The organism is Hydrogenovibrio halophilus DSM 15072 (assembly GCF_000384235.1).
Classification (GTDB): Bacteria; Pseudomonadota; Gammaproteobacteria; order Thiomicrospirales; family Thiomicrospiraceae; genus Hydrogenovibrio; species Hydrogenovibrio halophilus.
Genome location: NZ_KB913033.1, coordinates 709912 through 728524 on the forward strand (window position 1 = coordinate 709912; position 18613 = coordinate 728524).

Here is an 18613-nt window from a genome sequence, read left to right on the forward strand (position 1 = left end):
ACAAACTGGGTTTGCCACCGGTCAAAGGGTCTGCCGCAGACGCGGCAAACCGGAACGTTACATGAAAAAGTCGGGGACTTAGAAGTCCATTTTGTAACCCACGGTGATGGTACGGGGCATGCCACCACGAACACCGGCCGGACGACGGGCGGTCATGTATTCTTTGTCGAGCAGGTTATCGACTTTCAGGTAAGCCGCGCCGTCTTTGCTCACATTGTATTGCCCAGTCAGATCAAACACGGTATGGCTGTCGATTTTCTGGTCGCTCGGGATCGATCCGCTGCCCGCTTGCGTGCGCATTTGATCCATGTATTTGGCGGACAGAAACGCCTGCCAATCGGTTTTGACCATGCCAGCGCTCAGATACAGTTGATGCGGGGCCAGATACGACATTTTGTCGCCTTTTTCCACATCGCCCCAGAAGCCGTCACTGAAAGATGAACCGAATTCCGCGTCGGTATAGGTATAGGTGGCCATCAACGGATAGCGTGTCCCGGCCTGTTCCAACACATAGTTGAGACTGGCTTCCAGCCCTTGCACGGCCACTTTACCGGCATTGTGCTGATCCCCGATGTCGCAACCACTGCCCGTTGCGGCGGTACACTCACCCAGCAAATTGTCGAAATCGTTATAGAAACCGATCACTTCGGCACCCAGATTGGCCGCCTGATAACGCGCACCCAGTTCGTAGTTCACGCTGTCTTCCTTGTCGGCCTCATTGTTGCCCGGACTGGCGGGCGCAAAACCTTTATGCACCCCACCCAGCAATTGCCACCGGTCGTTCAACTGATAGGTCACGCCCGCACCCGGCACCCAGGCGGTAATGCTGTTTTTCTTGACCGCGTCTTTGCTGTCACGCCCGGTTCCCGCGTATTCGACCCGTTCGGTATCAATGGTTTCAAAGCGCAAACCGCCCTGGAAACCCCATTGGCCATAGGCCACTTGATCGTGGACAAACGCGGAAAAGGCTTTGGCGCTTTCAACCCGGTTGGAATCACTGCCTGGCTCGCCACGGCTGTTCAGTGTCATATCACCATCGGCGCTCATGTTGTATTCGTCCACCCACTGGAAGCGGTCCATTTCATCCTGATGATAACGCGCGCCGACGGTCATTTTGTGCTGGGCTTCGCCGGTATTGAAACGCATGCCCAGAGCGGATTGAACGCCTTCCGAAGTGTAGTCACGGTTATTGGCTTTCACATCCACTGTGCCCGCCTGATCCCCTTTGGTCACAGCCAGTGCCGTGGCATTGCCTGACGGATCGGACAGAATGTCACCGATGCTCGTCCCATCCACTTTGTCGGTCTTGTACCAGTTACGGTGAAACTGATGGTGATACACGGTGGTATCCAGTTCCAGCGCATCATTCAATTCAATGTAGTGGTTCACACTGACCGACTTGTGGTCATTGTTCATCACATCTTCCTGCGCCGCCGCATAGCGTCGATAAGGGTCACGGTCAAAATCGGATTCGGTCAGCCCCAGGTACGACATGTGCGAGGTTTCATCGGCATAACCCAGCTTGATGTTCAATTCCTGATAGCGCTCGGCGTCCGGCCCCGAATTGATGCGGAACTTGGCCATGAAATCGTTCTTGTCGAAACCGGTGTCGCCACCGCCATCTTGGTCCTTGAACCCGTCGGAACCGTAGCGCAGACCTTCGATCAGCGCACCGAAGGTTTCGGTCGAAGCCCCATAATGCCCGTGCAGTTTGTAATTCCCAAACTGCCCGCCGCTGACATCGATGCCACCGGCCTCGCTAAACGGAATCGGACGCGTGATCAGATTGACGGCCCCGGCCAGCGTGCGCGGCCCATATTGCACCATACCCGGCCCCTTGGTCACTTCCACCGCGTGGATGCGCGGTGCGGAAGGAAAGTAATACGCCGCAGGAGACGCATAAGGCGCAGGCGCGATCAAGACCCCGTCTTCCATCAGGGTGATGTTGCTGCTTCGACTGACCCCACTGCCGCGAATGCCGATATTGGGCCGCAGGCCAAAGCCTTCCTCTTCCTGAACATTGACGCCCGGCACTTCACGCAGAATCCGGTGAATATCGGTGTATTCATTCTGTTCCAGTCGTTCGTTGTCCAGGTATTGGACCGACCCGGCTTTGGCCGCCACATCGGCCTGTGAGCCAATGATCGAGATTTGGTTCAAACGCTCGACTTCTGCTTGAGCGCTCATTGATACCGCCAGCCCGATCAGAGTGGCCAGAGTTTTTTTACGAAAATGACAATGCGTTTTCATCTTATCGCTTCCTTTTTTACATGGTTTGTCAGTTTCGCAACGTGGCTGGCTGGGGTTGGCCTGGCTGGCTGGTTGCTGGGTTGATTGTTTACTTGGTTAAAATCAGTTTGTTTTCCTTGGTGCGTCTTAGTAGATACTGCTGGTCGCCATGCTGGATAATCACTTTGTCCGCCTCACCCAACAGGGCCCGCGAATCCACCTGCTTCGGTGCCTGCGCATCCACTCGATCGGACAATGACTCGTTTTCCCGACGACCTGCACCCTCACCATAAGCTTCCATAATCGCCTCCCTCAATCTTGAACGGCACAATATAGTGAATACAAACGGTGATGTCAATAGTAATAACAATGGTTATCATTGAGATAATGGAATGCCATATCGGTGATGACGGCTGACTGAAAAAACGAAGAACTCAACACCCAAAGGGGTAAGTCGAGCCACATGCCTTGTGGCATCAGAGGCATGCTAGGTCGGTGTAAATTGGTGACATATTCGGGTCGGGGATCAAAACAAGGCTGGCACGCCAAAGAAAGCAAAAAAAAAAACCGACAAGCCTGAGGCCTGTCGGTCAAATGTTTACTTAGGAGGATATCGGAACCCACGTTCCTGAAGAAAACGACGGAACCGACTGCCATCGAACCCTGGACAGACGCAGAGGATCGATGAAGGTCGGTCAGACCGTGATCTGTGGTTCATTCTATTTTACTTGAATACAAATGGCAACCATTACCATTATTAATTTCACTATGGTGCGTTTTCCGGCCAATAGAGATAATACTGACCGGGCTTGAGCCAACGCTCACTCAACTCAGCGCCTGGCAACAACGACAGGGACGGCGCATAAGGCGATTGCATGCCGGGACTGTAGCGGTTGGCATTGGGATTGAGGTCAAACCGATAGGCCACTGTCTCACAGGCTTTCGCGCCTCCGAGGCGACAGGCCCGTTCCAACGTCTCCGGCAAATAAGCCACAGCATCCACCAGACCGGCGCCCACCGCCTGCTCGCCCAGATAGATTCGGGCGGTTTTGATCGACTGCATGGCCTGGTCATTCAACTGACGGCGCTCCTGCACCAGCGCGTGAAACCGCGCCGCCATCCGGTCGATCAAGCTCTGCCAATACACCGCATCTTCCGGCTGATGCGGCCGAAACGGCGATCCCACGTCCTTTTTCTCACCGCTTTTGTAGGTGTGCACTTCCACCCCGAGCTTCCGGGTCAGCCCAGTCACATCCGCGGTCAGACTGATCACCCCCACTGAGCCGGTCAAGGTCGTCGGGTGGGCGTAGATTTCCTCCGCGGCTAGGGCAATGTAATACCCGCCCGAAGCGGCCACATCCATCATCTGCACCACCAGCTTTTTGCCTGTGTTCTGACGGAAACGCTGCAATTCCCGGTACAGAATGTCACTGGCGGTCACGCCCCCGCCCGGCGAATCAATGCGCAGCACCACCGCCACGATTTCCGGGTCTTCCGCGGCCTTGCGTAACTGCATGGTGACCCGGTCGATCATCCCCGGACGCTGGCTCAGCAAACCGCTTTCGGGCTCGTTGGCGATCATGCCTTCAATCGAAATCAGCAGGACCTTTTTTTCCGCCCCGTCTTGCGTTTCCAGCGTCTGCTCCTGCAAAGGATCCCCTGCGCCCGGTCCCAGATGAATGCTGACACAGCCGCTGAACATCAGCGACACCATCAACAACGTTGTCATTTTTACCAGGCCTGGTAAATTTTGCCTTGCTTGCCTTGACGGCCCGCCCCCATTCAACCTTGAAACCATGCGTGTCTCCTCGTTGCGAGTCAATTAACTGCGTCCCGTCATTATCCCTTTCTCTGTCTTGCTGCGCCATACGTCTAAGGCTTTTTCTCTTGCCGCCGTTAACCCCAATAGCGCCCGTTTAAAAATAAAAACAGCACAAAACAAGAGGCGCACACCGTTGCCAGACCAGAAACGCAATGTGTACTCCCGTCACGCCGGCATTCAAGCCGGACCCGTGACGCATTAAACAAGGGAAATTGTTTAATTCGGAACCTTCAATCTGACCTCATGTGTCAGACAAAGGTTCCTCACAGGAGTCACTTATTATGATCATACACGCATCCAACATTCAGCTTGCACAGAGTCATCATTCGCAACAACTGATTGAAAGCCAGACCCGCCAACGCGCCCAAATCACCGCCAATGACGCCCCACCGGACGCGCCGCGCCGACTGATCACCGAAACCCACAGCCGGTTTGATTACCTGCAACAACATCAGGAACGCTTTCGCAGCCAAAGCCAGATCACCCATGCCGACGGTCGAGAACAGCAGCACAGCCACCACCAGAGTCTGGAGGCGCTGACCCGCTTGCATCTGTCGGGGCATCATGCACAGGCCGCGGCCATTCGGGCCTTTCCGGTGGCCAATCAGGCCGATGCCTCCGGCAAGGGGCTGGAACTGAGCGGCGAAGTCGGGTTTGAACTGACCCACCAGATGCAAATGCAAAGCGAACAGTCCTCACAAATGGCCGCACAGGGAAACATCACGCTGGAAGACGGACGTCGGATCCGCTTTGATCTGTTCATGCAGCATCAGACCCAAACCCAACTGCATGCGATCAGCCAAACCCAACTGTCCCTGGCCACGTTTCAGGACCCGCTGGTGATCAACTTCGGCAGCGAGCGCACCCACCTGACCGATCAGGTGTTTGAGTTTGACCTCAACAGCGATGGGCAAAACCAGTCACTGGCCAGCCTGGGCCGGGGCAGTGGCTATCTGGCCCTCGACCTCAATGACGACGGGCAGATCAATGACGGACAGGAACTGTTCGGCCCGCAAAGCGGAAACGGCTTTACCGACCTGGCCCAATACGATGCCGACGGCAATGGCTGGATCGATGAACAGGACCCGATTTTTGACCAGCTCAAACTCTGGATGCCGCAACAGGGAGAGCAAGACGGGGCGCTGGTCAGCCTGTCCGACAAAGGGGTGGGCGCGATTTACCTGCAACAGGTCGCTCAGGCGCGCACCCATTTCAGTGAAGAAGGCGAAACCTTGGGCCAAACCCACGCAGGCGGACTGGTGCTGATGGAAAGTGGCGAAGTCAAAACCGCCGAAGCGATTGATTTGGCCGAACGCCAGACAGACGGTCAAGCTTCGCACCCTCCGGCCAGAGATCGGTTACAGGAAATGGCGGACGCCTTCAATGAGCGCCAGCGTGAATGGGAAACACGATTCGCCGCATTATGGGGCCCCGCCCCGGAGCGTGGCACCGCCAATGGCGTTGCTCAACCCGGTGACAAAGCCAGCGACAAAGTCAGTGAAACCCGCGATTTCTTTGAGCGATTGCAGGCACAGATCGAACAGATCGTCGCCCAACGCAAAGCCCTGCTGGAAAGGGTGGAGCAACGCTACCAAACCTAGCAGCCTGTCGGACCTAAGCCATTCGGGGCTGAAGCGCTCGCCTGCCTGATGATTAAAGATGAGAAAGCAACCAAAACGCCGAAAAAGAGACGCAAACGATTGAAAAATGACAAACGCAAGGCGTAGAATTGAATCTGAAACATTCGGCTGTAACCGACTCGTCTGTTTCATGCTTTTGTACTGAGTTCACTTGGAAACCTGTTTTCACAAAGCCGTTTGCGAACAAGTATCGTGTCAGTGATTGCCACCGACTGAGAAAGCCTGCCTGAAAAACAGGTTTTGTGGAATCAAGGGCAAGTTAGGTCAATGCAAGGCATGAACCATCCGGATCAAGCCCACCCATTAAAAAATAATAAGACTTTTTGATGCACTTTCCCATACTAGCAGACATTGCCACCCCAAACGTGGTCACCATTGACGCCAGCGAATCGGTTCGCAGCGCCATTCATCTGATGGTGTCACACAACCTCAGGGATGTCATCGTCACTCATCAGAACGATTTGCGCATTCTGACCAGCCGTGAACTGATCGCCTTGCGACTTGAAGGCACCTCTTTCGACCGGCCTTTGTCCGACATCGGTTTGAACCCGGTGCCGACTCTGTCGTCACAGGCCAATGTGCTGGAGGCTCTGGAAGTCATCCGTCGCCACCCCAATGATCATGTCTGTGTCACCGACGCATCAGGGCATCTGAGCGGCATTGTCAGCTACAGCGATCTGGCCACATGCCTCGACCCGGCAAATCTGGCCAAAAGCAAAACGCTGGCAGACGTTCTGAAAACGACCCAATATGTGAAAGCCGACATTGACCAATTGATGTCGGACGTGTTCCAGACACTGAACCGGGCCAACCAAAGCGCCGCAATTGTGTATGAAGGGCAACAGGCTGTGGGATTAATCACCCAAAGCGATGCCATTCGCTTCTTTGACCGCAATGGCGACCTGAGCACCCGGGCCGGGTCGGTCATGTCAGCCCCTCTCAAAACATTCAACAGTGACCTGGCCATAGGCCATGCGCTGAGCAAAGCCAGAGACTGTCAGATCAAACGATTGGTGATCATCGACCCCAATCACGGTCAGCCTGTGGGCCTTCTTCACCAGAAAGACCTGGTATCGATGGTGTATCTGGAATGGAGTGAACGACTGGCGCAGGAAACCGAGCGCCTGAAAACCGAACGCGACCTGTTTGCGGGCGGCCCCGTCATTGTGTTCAAGTGGCGTCCGGAACCCGGCTGGCCGGTGGCCTTCGCCTCTCCCAACGTGCAACAAGTACTGGGTTATTCGCCCGACACACTGATCGAAGACCATCAGACATTCATTGATCTGGTTCACCCCGAAGACCGGGACCGAATCGGAAACGAAGTGGCCCACTATCTGGTCGAAAAGCGGGAATTCTGGGAACAGAATTACCGTGTGATCAACGCTCAGGGAAATTACCGCTGGTTCTATGATTACACTCGCCCTCTCTACAATGATCAGGGCGAGGTGGAAGAAATTCTCGGTTACCTGGTGGATCAGACCGAAGCCCGCCATGCCCAACACAGACTGGAAGAGTTGGCCAAAAACATTCCAGGCATGATTTATGAGTTGGTCCGCTCAGCGGATGGGCACCTGGCGTTTACGTTTGCCAGCCCGGCCATTGTGGATTTGTTTGACCTGTTGCCCGAAGATGTCAGCGACGACGCACGGATTTTATTTGAGCGCATCCACCCGGATGACCATGACGCGTTAATGAACGCGGTGAACGAATCTGCAAACAATCTGACCCCCTGGTCACAGGAGTTTCGGGTGCAGTTGCCCAGCGGCCTGACCCGCTGGCTCAGCGGCCAGTCCAGCCCGACCCGCCTGGAAGACGGATCAATACTCTGGCACGGTTTTGCCTCCGACATCACCAATTCGAAATCGGTGGAACAGGCCCTGAAGGAAAGCGAATCAAAATACCGGACCCTTCTGGAAAACCTGCCGGTTCTGATCTATCGATGCGAAGTGAACCCGCCCTGGCACATGCACCACATCAGCCAGAACGCAGCAAAGCTCTGCGGCTATGAGCCCGACGTCTTCCTGTCGGGGCAGATGACCTGGGCCGATGTCATCGAGCCAGCAGACATGCCCGAAGTGGAAGCCGCCGTGGCCGAAGGTGTCGCTCACCACTGCAAATACGAAGTCAGCTATCGGGTGCGCCATCGCGATGGCCATGTCATCTGGGTCAATGAAATCGGGTCCGGCCAGGGGCACGATGCTCATGGAAATGCGGCTTATCTGGATGGTGTCATCACCGACATCACCGACCGGAAAGCCGAACAGGACAAGCGGCTGGCATCTGAAAAACGCCTGCAGGATGTGATCGATGCCGCCGGAGCATACGTTTGGGAGGTCGATCTTGAAGGCCATTTTCTCTTTGCCTCGGATCAAGCGGAAACCATTCTCGGGTTGACGCCGGACCAACTTCAGCACACGCCTTTTGACCTCATGCCAGACGACGAACGCCAGAGAGTCAGTGCGTTTTTTGCCGACATCGTCGCTCAAAAAGAACCTTTTCACAACCTGGAGCATCGCTCTCTCCATACAAAAGGACACGAAGTCTGGCAACGTGTCAGTGGCGTTCCGGTGTTTGATTCAGAAGGTCAGTTGTACGCTTACCAGGGCACTTCTCTGGACATCAGCAAACACAAACACTTAATGAAATCACTGGAACAAAAAGAAACGCGCTTTGATGGCCTTTTCAAGAACACCCGCAGCGGCGTCGCCATTTTTGAGCCGGTTGAGAATGGCAAGGATTTTGTGTTCATTGACTTCAACCCCGCTGGTGAAACCATTGAAAACGTCTCCAAGGATCGCGTCCTTGGACGCAAAATCACTGATGTCTTCCCGGGTGTAAAAGAATTTGGATTGTTGTCGGTGCTGCAACGGGTGACGCGTACAGGTCAACCGGAAACCCTGCCGATCAAATCCTACAAAGATCACCGCATCCAAGGGTGGCGCGAAAACAATGTGTTTCGCCTGAGTTCAGGAGAGGTCGTAGCGGTTTACGAAGACTTGACTGAAATCAAACAAGCCCAACAAGAGGCTGAAGCGGCCAATCAGGCCAAATCCGAATTTCTGGCCAACATGAGTCACGAGATCCGCACGCCCATGAACGGCATCATTGGCCTGAGTGAAATCGCCCTGTCCGAAAAAGACCCTGACACCATGCACAGCCACATCAAAAAAGTACACCAATCGGGCCGCATGTTGCTGGGCATCATTAACGACATCCTCGACTTCTCCAAGATCGAGGCCGGCAAACTGTCTCTGGACCCTCAGCCCTTTTATATCAGCACTTTGATTGATAACCTCTACAGCCTGTTTGCCAACAACGCACACGAAAAGGGGCTTGATCTGGTGTTTGAACACGATGCACTGGATCAGACCTGCGTTGTCACCGACGAGCTGCGTCTGCGACAGGTCATGACCAACCTGATTGGCAATGCCATCAAATTCACCGAGCAAGGGCAAGTCACGGTGCATGTGAGTCAAACCGACTCTGACGCTTCCGTGCCCCGCTTTCGTTTCCAGATTTCAGACACAGGCATTGGCTTGAGCGAGGCACATCAGCAAAAGCTGTTTCAGGCCTTCAGCCAGGCCGACGCCAGCATCACGCGCAAACATGGCGGCACCGGTCTGGGTCTGGTGATCAGCCAGCATCTGGTGCAACTGCTGGGAGGCGAACGCATTCACATAGACAGCCGCCTGAACCAGGGTTCCGATTTTTATTTTGATCTGCCGATCCCTCTGTGTCACACCGGTCAGTTTCCGGAAAAAGCGGCTCCTGCCGAACCAGACCGCGTATCGGGCTCGAAGCTGAACGGACACATTCTGCTGGTGGAAGACAATGCCATCAATCAGGAAGTGGCCGCCAACATGCTGGAACAGTCTGGACTCACTGCCACCATGGCCGAAAACGGGCAGGTGGCCGTCAACAAAGCACGCACCCACGCCTTTGATCTGATTCTGATGGACATCCAGATGCCGGTGATGGATGGCTATCAGGCCACACGGGCGATTCGCGCGTTTGATTCCCGGGTGCCGATTGTCGCGCTGACCGCGGCGGCGATGATCGAAGACAAGGAAAAAGCACTGCAAGCGGGGATGAACGACCATTTAAGCAAGCCCATTCATGCCAAAGACTTGCACACGCTGATGAGCCGTTATCTTGACTTACCCAGCCAGGAGAAAGACACCATGCTCGACGAATCCAGGGAACGCAAGGAGCAACCGACCTCATCCACCCCCCTGATTGACCATTCCGCCGGTCTGGCACAACTGGGCGGCAACAAGGCCCTGTATCAAAAGCTGCTGGTGCAGTTTGACCAACAGCTGGAACACGAATACGCACAGTTACCTGAGCAATTGAAGGCTCTGGCGGCCACCGATGACCCGACACAGATCAGCGACACCACTTGGCAGGAACTGCAGCAACAAAACCACGCACTCAAGGGCGTTGCGGGCAATCTGGCCATCATGGCCCTGTTTGAGCAGAGCCGGAAAATCGATCTGTTATTAAAGCAGCATCAGTGCCCCAGCTCCCAGCAGGTCGAAGATTATGAACAGGCGTTCACGCAGACCCAGGCCGCACTGACCCAGATACAATCGGATGCGTCGAGGGCGCGCACACCGTCACCCAAAACCGATCCATCCGGCACAGCCGATCGAAATCAGTTGCAGGCACTGCTTGAGCGCATCCGTCAAAGCGAATTCATTGAAGACGAGGAGCTGGATCAGATCGGCCAACAACTGGATGCCAGACACCAGAGCAGCTGGACGGCCCTGGCCCAGGCACTCGAGGACTTTGAATTCGATCAGGCCGCCCGGCAACTGCAAACGATTCTGGACACACTCGACTGATGCCTGCGTCTGCGGCCCGTCTGAGGCAACTGAAAACCAACTGGGTGTATGCTCTACCGGCTATGATCACCGCTCTTGTGGTCTGGGGGCTGGCGCACTATTACAGCCAGGTGGCGCATCAGAAGGCGCAACTGGAACAACGCCAGAACGTGTCGCATACGCTGGGTCAGTTGCGTATGCAGCTTGAAAGCACAATCATCAGCAGTGCCAGCCGGATTGAGGGCCTGATTGCCTTTATCAAGTTGCACCCGCAACTGTCACAACAGCAGTACCGGAACTTTGCCGCCGAACTGATCGAAGACTACCCGCTGATTCAGAACATCGCCGCCGCCCCGGACCTGACCGTGCGCTTCATGTACCCCTATGAGGGCAATGAAGCCATAGTGGGCAAAAGCTACCTCGACATTCCAGCGCAAAAGCAAGGTGCCCTGAAAGCCCAACAGGCACGCACGCTGGTTCTGGCCGGGCCCGTCAATCTGTTGCAGGGTGGGGTCGGTTTCATTGCGCGTTATCCGGTTTTTATTCAGGACTCCGATGGGGAACGATTCTGGGGACTGGTGTCCAGTGTCATGCCCACACAGGCCCTTTACCAGAGCGCAGGCCTGACCCGAAAAACGGGCCTGAAACTGGCCATTCGCGGTCAGGATGCGACAGGAGCGAAAGGCGAAGTCTTCTTTGGTGAAGAAGACGTATTTACGTCACAACCGGTTTTGCAGAGCGTGACCCTGCCGCATGGCTCCTGGCAACTGGCTGCCCTGCCTGAAAAAGGCTGGCTGAAACACGCTCCCAGTGACTGGCAGACCCGGGTCATATTCTGGGGACTGGGAAGTTTTCTGGTGGCTCTCGCCGCCTATATCGGTCGTCTGTGGCAGCAGCGCCGCCAACATGCACTGGCGCTGGAAAAGTCGGCCAGACAGGCCCAGGCGGCCAACCGGGCCAAATCGGAATTTCTGGCCAACATGAGTCACGAAATCCGCACCCCTCTCAACGGCATTCTGGGCCTGAGTGACCTCGCCCGAAGCGAACGCAACGACAACCGGCGTGACTCGCATTTGACCCAGCTGCACCATTCCGCTGAATTGTTGCTGGCGTTGATCAATGACATTCTGGATTTTTCCAAAATCGAAGCGGGCAAGATGACGCTTGACCCACAGCCGTTTCAGTTGAAACACCTGATCAAATCCCTGACCGGACTGTTTGGACCGATGGCCCGCAAAAAAGCCCTGACACTCAAATTGGACATAAGGCTGTCGGCCAGCACCTGGCTGCTGGCCGACAGCCTGCGGCTTCGCCAGGTGTTGTCGAATCTTCTCAGCAATGCCATCAAATTCACCCCGGACGGTCAGGTAACAATGAGCATCACAGAAACCACTCAAAATCACCAGGCCTGGTTGGTTTTCAGGGTTTCCGACACAGGCATTGGCATGACACCGGCACAACAGACCAATCTGATGCGTCCGTTTCATCAGGCAGACACGTCCATCACCCGTGAATACGGCGGAACGGGACTGGGACTGGTCATCAGCCAGCGCCTGATTCAGGCAATGGGAGGTCCGGGCTTGACATTGAACTCGACACCCGACCAGGGCACGGACGTCGGTTTTCGCATCCCCCTGCATATTGTCAAGGCCCCGGAAAACACCGCCAATGCTTTTGAGTCATCTGCGCCTCAGCCACCGAAAACACTGCAGGGACGCGTGCTGCTGGTCGAAGACAATGCCATCAACCAGACCGTGGCTGTGGCGCAACTGGCTCAGATCGGGCTGACGGTTGAAGTGGCCGACAACGGCCAGAAAGCGGTACAATGTATGCAAGAAAATCACTACGACGTCGTGTTAATGGACATTCAGATGCCAATCATGGACGGCTATCAGGCGACTCGCAGCATTCGTTTGTTTGACCGGGACACACCGATCATCGCCCTGACCGCCGCAGCCATGATCGAAGACAGACAAAAAGCTCTGAATGCGGGCATGAACGACCATCTGGCCAAGCCCATCGATGCCCGACAACTCCGACAGACCCTTTCTGATTATCTGAACACCTCTTTGCAAAAGGACGGACAATTTTGACCGACCACAGCACGCCTAATCCTGCCAAATCAACCAGGGACGAGACACCCATGTCGCGCCCCCGGACCGGACTGAATCTGGCGCATCGACTGATGCTCTATTCCCAACTGGTCTTTGTCGGACTGACCCTGTTGGTCGGTCTGGCCATGGGGTACCTGGTGTACCAGGATTCCAAGGCGCAATTGATCCAGCAGCAAAACACACTGAATCTGCAACTGGCACACCGCATTGACGCGGAAATGCTTGACCGTCGAAACACCCTGGCACCTCTGGCCAGACAACTGACCGACGGGAAAGCACTCAAACCCTTGCCGGCCATGCAACAGGCACTGGACTCCCGGATCAAACTGCACCAGTTCTTCAATGGCGGCCTGGTGATTGCCGACGCCCGTGGCAACATTCTGCTTGATTCGCCCACGGTCGATGGGCGCGTGGGACTCAACATCAGTGACCGCCCCCACTTTCAACGGATTCAGGCGGCCAATGGTCCTTATATCACCAACGCCTTTAACGGGCGAGCGGTCAGGGAACCGGTGTTTCACATCTATGTGCCCATCCGGGCAGAAGACCAGACCATTCTCGGCTATGTGTTTGGCGTCACCAAACTTCGCGAAGACAATTTTTTGACCAGCCTCTCTCAATCCCTGCTGCAGGACAACCACCACTTTTATGTTCTGGACATGACCGGTGAGCGTATCGTGGCTTCGACCCGCCATGAACTGGTGCTCAAAGATTTGTCAATCTTCGATGACAGTGCCGTACTGGCGGAGGCCCGATCAGGCCAATACACCGGCATCGCCGCAAGTCACTTTGGCGGCGACGTGATCTACAGTGGCAATGGCCTCGAATCGGTGGACTGGCTGGTTGTGCATACCGTGCCCAAACAGGCGGCCTTTGCCCCGGTGCAATCGCTTCTGCAGAAACTGTCGCTGCTGGCACTGCTGCTGTTCACGCTGGTGATTGCCACCAGCATCTGGTACATCCGGCGTGAACTGGCCCCACTGGAAACCATGTCCAGCCAGATTGAACGGATGGTGCAAGGCTCCCTCGCACCCGAGCCACTTGAACACGATCGAAATGACGAACTGGGACGCCTGATCGCTGCGTTCAATCGCCTCCAGGCCAAACAACAGCACACCATGAGCGAATTAAGGCAAGCCAAACAGACGTCCGATGCCGCCAATCTGGCCAAGTCGCAATTTCTGGCCAACATGAGTCATGAAATCCGCACGCCTCTCAATGCCGTCATTGGGCTGACCGAACTGCTACTGGATGACCGGTCGCTGACATCGAAAGCGGCTTACCGGATTCAACAGGTCCACGGTTCCGGCAAATTGCTTCTGGGGATCATCAATGACGTGCTGGACTATTCCAAAATCGAAAGCGGTCGTCTGGAGCTGGAAACCGAACCCTTCAAACTGAACGCCATTCTGGAACAAATGTCGGTCCTCTTTGGCGATCTGGCATCGGAAAAACGGCTTGAACTGATCTTTCACGTTCACCCGGACGTCCCCACCTCTCTGGTGGGCGACAGCCTGCGCCTGACCCAGATCCTGACCAACCTGATCAACAATGCGATCAAGTTCACCGAGGAAGGGGAAATCGAGCTGTGCATCCGCACCACCCAAGTCACATCCACCCATGCCACCCTGGCGTTTGCCGTCAGAGACACCGGCATTGGCATGACCGATGCACAACGCCAAAGACTGTTCCACGCCTTCATGCAGGCCGATACCTCCATCACCCGCAAACATGGCGGAACCGGACTGGGTCTGGTCATCAGCCAGCGCCTGGTGCATCTGATGGGGGGCGACGCCATTCAGGTGGCATCGGAACCGAACGAAGGCTCCGTCTTTCAGTTTGAACTTACCCTGCCGACAGCAGGGCCATCACAACGTCTGGCCCATCAGTTTGACTGTGATCCCGAACCCTGTCGTGCGCTGGTAGTAGACGACCAACCCACTACTCGAGCCATTCTGGGAGAAATTCTGTCATCCTGGCGGTTTGAGGTGGACGAAGCCGAAGACGGCGCTCAGGCGGTGGAAAAGGTCATCGAGCATCAGGAAGAAGAGCGGTTTTACAAGGTCATACTCATGGATTGGGAAATGCCCAGACTCAACGGGCTCGATGCCTTGCGTCGCATCAAATCACTGTATCTGGAGTCCGGGCACGAACAGGATCTGCCAGCGCTTCTGATGGTCAGTGCGCACCACGAAAGCGAACTGAACATGCAGTCCTCGGACCAGTTTTCGTTTTTACACAAGCCCTTCAGTCCATCGCACCTGTACAACGCCATCAACACAATGCACCGGCTGGACAAGCTCGGCGTGAGCAGCCACCACACGACCGTTGCCTTTACCGGCCAGTCAGTGCTGGTGGTGGAAGACAATGCCATCAACCGTGAAGTCATCACCGAAATTCTGAAAGGCCTGAACCTTCAGGTAACCTGCGCCGAAGATGGGTCCGAGGGACTTCAGGCCGTCAGAAAAGGGGATTTCGACATGGTATTGATGGACATACAGATGCCGGTCATGGATGGCTATCAGGCCACTCGCGCCATCCGCAAAATCAAACCCAACCTGCCCATTGTCGCTCTGACGGCCGCCGCCATGGTGGAAGACAAGCAAAAAACCCTGGCAGCAGGCATGGATGCGCATCTGGCCAAACCCATTGATCAGGCCGAACTCAAGCGTGTTCTCATGAACTATCTGGACTGGACCGAAACCGATGCTTCTGCGCCAGAGCCCGAAAAGAAGTCCACTCAACCCGCTCTGGACAAGGCAGCGGAACAAATGCTGGAACAACCCGGAGAAATGGAAGTGGACGCAAAAACCCATGCCGTTCTGGCGCGTACTCGCCCAACGGTACTGGTCGTGGACGACGAAGCCGCCAATGCCAAAATTCTGGCCAACGGTCTGAAAGACGACCACCGCATCAAGGTGGCCAATACTGGCCGAAAAGCCCTGAGTGTCGCCGAAACCCAACCACAACCCGACTTGATTCTTCTGGACATTCTCATGCCGGACATGGACGGCTACGAAGTCTGCCGGATTCTGAAAAACAACCCGAAAACCCAGTCCATCCCCATCATTTTTGTCAGTGCTCTGGACCACAATGCCGAAGAAGAAAAAGGCCTGAACATGGGGGCCGTGGACTACATTTCCAAGCCTTTTCACCTGCCGATTGTTCGCTCCAGAGTGCGCAATCACCTGGCACTCAAGCTCAAAACCGACCTGCTGGAGCAAATGTCGCACATGGACGGACTGACGCATATTGCCAACCGACGCCAGTTTGACGAAACCCTGACCAGAGAAGCCAAACGACTGGCGCGCAGTCACGAACCACTGGGCATCCTGATGATGGACATCGACTTTTTCAAACCCTTTAATGATCACTATGGTCACGGCCAGGGTGACATGTGCCTACAGAAGGTTGCCGAAGCTCTGCAGGGTGTGATCAAACGACCTGGCGATCTACTGGCACGCTATGGCGGCGAAGAATTTGTGGTCCTGTTGCCGGAAACGCCCATAGAAGGAGTTGAAAAAATCGGCAACGAACTTCGCGCGGCCGTGGAAGACCTGACATTGAAGCATGAGTATTCGGAAACATCCGAATACGTGACCATCAGTGTCGGCGGCGTGTCCGGGACCGTTTCCGATGAGCAACAGGCGAAGCGTCTTCTCAAAGGCGCTGACCAGTCGCTGTATCATGCCAAAGAACAGGGGCGCAACCGGGTGGTGGTGACTGAGGGCGGAGAGAAATAAAAAAAAGCCGGTCGTTCCAAGGAACGCCGGCAAAGGTCTGAGGAGAATCAAAAATCGTTTGCTTTTTTTGTCCCTGACGCAAACCTTCAGGGCAGATCATGCCTGTTTACAGAAACGAATAGGTCTCGTAAGTGCGCCCGTAAACACGGGGTTTGTCCACGGACGCATCCCATGACCAGCTATTGACTTCGTTGTCATAAACCTCTGAGGTTTCCAGAGCGGCTTCGTCTTTGGCCTGCTTTTCCGCAGCCAGTTTTTCAATCACCGCCGGATCACCGTCAAACGCCCAAGTATCCGCCGCAGCCATCGGTGCAACGGCACTCATGCCAAATGCCATCATCAACCCAATCAACGTCTTTTTCTGTGCCAACATCGGTTCACTCCTTCTTTTATTTCAGCTAACATGCGGCAACTCATTAAATATTCTTGCTCCGCATCAATATCTTCAATATTAGAGTTTACTGATATATAAACAGCATGCAAGGTTTTTTATACGGGTATCAGTTTATTTTGTGTAAATGGCTCCGGCGAAAAAAAAAGCGCCGGACGGCGCTTTTCGGATGTCAAAGTGGCTGATGACAGCCTGTCGGCGTCATAAATTACGGGCACGCATATAGGCATATTCAGACACATTGGTCCAGCGGGTGACCTGCTGGGTAAAGGCTTTCTGTGACGCCCAGACCCGGCCCGCCAACTCGTTGCTGGCCGCCAGTTCTTCGACCACTTCGGCCGAAAGGACTTTGAGCTCCTTCAGGACCGAATCGGGGAAATGGCGCAGTTCAACACCGTGTTCGTCCACCAATGTCTGTAGAGCGCGCTGGTTTTGCGCGGTGTATTCGCTCATCATCTCCAAAGTCACCACTTTCATCGCATTGCGTACAATGCTCTGCAAGTCTTCGGGCAAGGCGTAAAACGCCTCGGCATTGATCATGCATTCCATGGAAGTGCCGGGTTCGTGCCAGCCGGGGGTGTAGTAGTATTTGGCGGCTTTGTAAATGCCAAACGCCAGATCGTTGTAGGGACCCACCCATTCGGTCGCATCCAGCGCGCCCGATTGCATCGACGGGAAAATTTCGCCGCCGGGCAAGGACACCGGAAGGCCACCCGCGCGTTCAAACACTTCGCCGCCCAATCCCGGAATCCGCATTTTCAGCCCTTTCAAATCCGCCAGCGACTCAATCTCTTTATTAAACCAGCCGCCCATCTGAGTACCGGCATTGCCCGCCGGATTCGGAATCAGATTAAACGGGGCATAGGCTTCTTCCCACAGCTCCAGGCCACCGCCGTGGTACAACCAGCTGTTCATCTCCGAGGCCGTCAGGCCGAAGGGCACCGAGGAAAAAAACGGGGCCGCCGGTATTTTGCCTTTCCAGTAATAGGCCCCGGCATGACCCAGCTGGGCATTGCCGCGTGAAACCGCGTCGAACACCTCAAACGCACTGACCATTTCCCCCGCGCCATACACTTTCACATTCATGCGCCCGCCACTCATGGTATTGATCAGCTCGGCCACGCGATTGGCACCCGTGCCCAGCCCCGGAAAATTTTTGGGCCAGGTGGTCACCATTTTCCATTCCACGGTTTCCATCGGTGCCAGGGTTTGAGGGGAAGCGGATTCCTTGTCACCGCAAGCGGTCAGGGACGTCACCGCTGTGGCGCCGGCCAGGGCACCGATAAAATCACGTCGGTTCAAACTCATACTCATACCTCATTTATTCGGATCACAATGATGAAAATCAATGCGTGTATTTTGCCATGAAGTGAGGCATTTGTCCGAAGGAGTCTCAATCCGAATGTTTGAGGACAGATTTTCAGGGAAGGATTTTAACGGTGGGGTTCAGCGACGTGCCTCAACCTGCTGCTCACGGCTCAACTGATCATACACCTCATTCAGAGTCTTCTGTTCTTGAGGCAGAATGCTTTCAATCCGAAAGCAGTATAAAAACGCGTCGGACTTTGCATGGCGGCTGTGCACCACCATTTTCGGCATGTAAACGGTTCGCCCCTCCACCTGAATAAAGCAGTCGCGCACTTTCTGATGACGTTGGAATTCGAATTCGCCGGGTCGGCCGGGCGGGCACAAAACGCCCACGCCCTCCCGGCACAGCAACACCCCTTTCCACACCCGATCCCGGTAATGGAAACTGAACGGATGGGGAATCGGCGTGGAACGAAAAGCTTCGGCCCAATCAGGTTTGTAATACATAAAAACAAAGACAACCGGCTAAGAATGTATAATTAT

General features: G+C 55.0%; 10 protein-coding genes. 4 read left to right on the plus strand and 6 right to left on the minus strand.

What is annotated here, in order from left to right; genetic code table 11:
- Positions 1-78: 78 nt before the first annotated feature.
- From A377_RS0103405 to sppA, 3 genes are all read right to left on the minus strand, one after another.
- Entirely contained in the window at positions 79-2250 is a 2172-nt protein-coding gene (locus tag A377_RS0103405) for a TonB-dependent receptor family protein (protein WP_019894751.1), read from the minus strand.
- Between the two features lie 88 nt (positions 2251-2338).
- Positions 2339-2530 carry a hemin uptake protein HemP gene (gene hemP / locus A377_RS0103410; RefSeq protein WP_019894752.1) on the minus strand — a complete coding sequence of 64 codons (192 nt, stop codon included), beginning with the start codon at positions 2528-2530 and terminating at the stop codon, positions 2339-2341.
- Between the two features lie 465 nt (positions 2531-2995).
- Positions 2996-3958, minus strand: coding sequence for a signal peptide peptidase SppA (gene sppA, locus A377_RS0103415; protein WP_157760724.1), 963 nt, complete (start codon positions 3956-3958; stop codon positions 2996-2998).
- A 374-nt stretch (positions 3959-4332) separates the two neighbouring features.
- Here sppA and A377_RS12645 point away from each other — a divergent pair, with 374 nt between their 5' ends.
- From A377_RS12645 to A377_RS12660, 4 genes are all read left to right on the plus strand, one after another.
- Positions 4333-5652, plus strand: a complete 1320-nt coding sequence (locus tag A377_RS12645) for a hypothetical protein (RefSeq protein WP_019894754.1) — start codon at positions 4333-4335, stop codon at positions 5650-5652.
- A 365-nt stretch (positions 5653-6017) separates the two neighbouring features.
- Positions 6018-10535 carry a PAS domain-containing protein gene (locus tag A377_RS12650; RefSeq protein WP_019894755.1) on the plus strand — a complete coding sequence of 1506 codons (4518 nt, stop codon included), beginning with the start codon at positions 6018-6020 and terminating at the stop codon, positions 10533-10535.
- Positions 10535-12607 (plus strand): response regulator, encoded by a 2073-nt coding sequence (locus A377_RS12655; RefSeq protein ID WP_019894756.1) that lies wholly within the window; start codon positions 10535-10537, stop codon positions 12605-12607. The genes A377_RS12650 and A377_RS12655 overlap by 1 nt, the downstream gene beginning before the upstream one ends.
- A 50-nt stretch (positions 12608-12657) precedes the next feature.
- Positions 12658-16371: a response regulator gene (locus tag A377_RS12660; protein ID WP_019894757.1), complete on the plus strand. Its 3714-nt coding sequence runs from the start codon at positions 12658-12660 to the stop codon at positions 16369-16371.
- Positions 16372-16477: 106 nt separating this feature from the next.
- Here the strand turns inward: A377_RS12660 and A377_RS0103440 are convergent, their stop codons facing one another.
- The 3 genes from A377_RS0103440 to A377_RS0103450 all read right to left on the minus strand — a co-directional run bounded on the left by A377_RS0103440 (position 16478) and on the right by A377_RS0103450 (position 18577).
- Positions 16478-16744, minus strand: coding sequence for a hypothetical protein (locus tag A377_RS0103440; protein WP_019894758.1), 267 nt, complete (start codon positions 16742-16744; stop codon positions 16478-16480).
- A gap of 219 nt (positions 16745-16963) precedes the next feature.
- The gene (locus A377_RS0103445) at positions 16964-18070 is read right to left on the minus strand and encodes a TRAP transporter substrate-binding protein (RefSeq protein WP_019894759.1); all 1107 of its coding nucleotides are present in this window, start codon (positions 18068-18070) and stop codon (positions 16964-16966) included.
- A gap of 138 nt (positions 18071-18208) precedes the next feature.
- Positions 18209-18577: a hypothetical protein gene (locus A377_RS0103450; RefSeq protein WP_019894760.1), complete on the minus strand. Its 369-nt coding sequence runs from the start codon at positions 18575-18577 to the stop codon at positions 18209-18211.
- Positions 18578-18613: the final 36 nt, after the last annotated feature.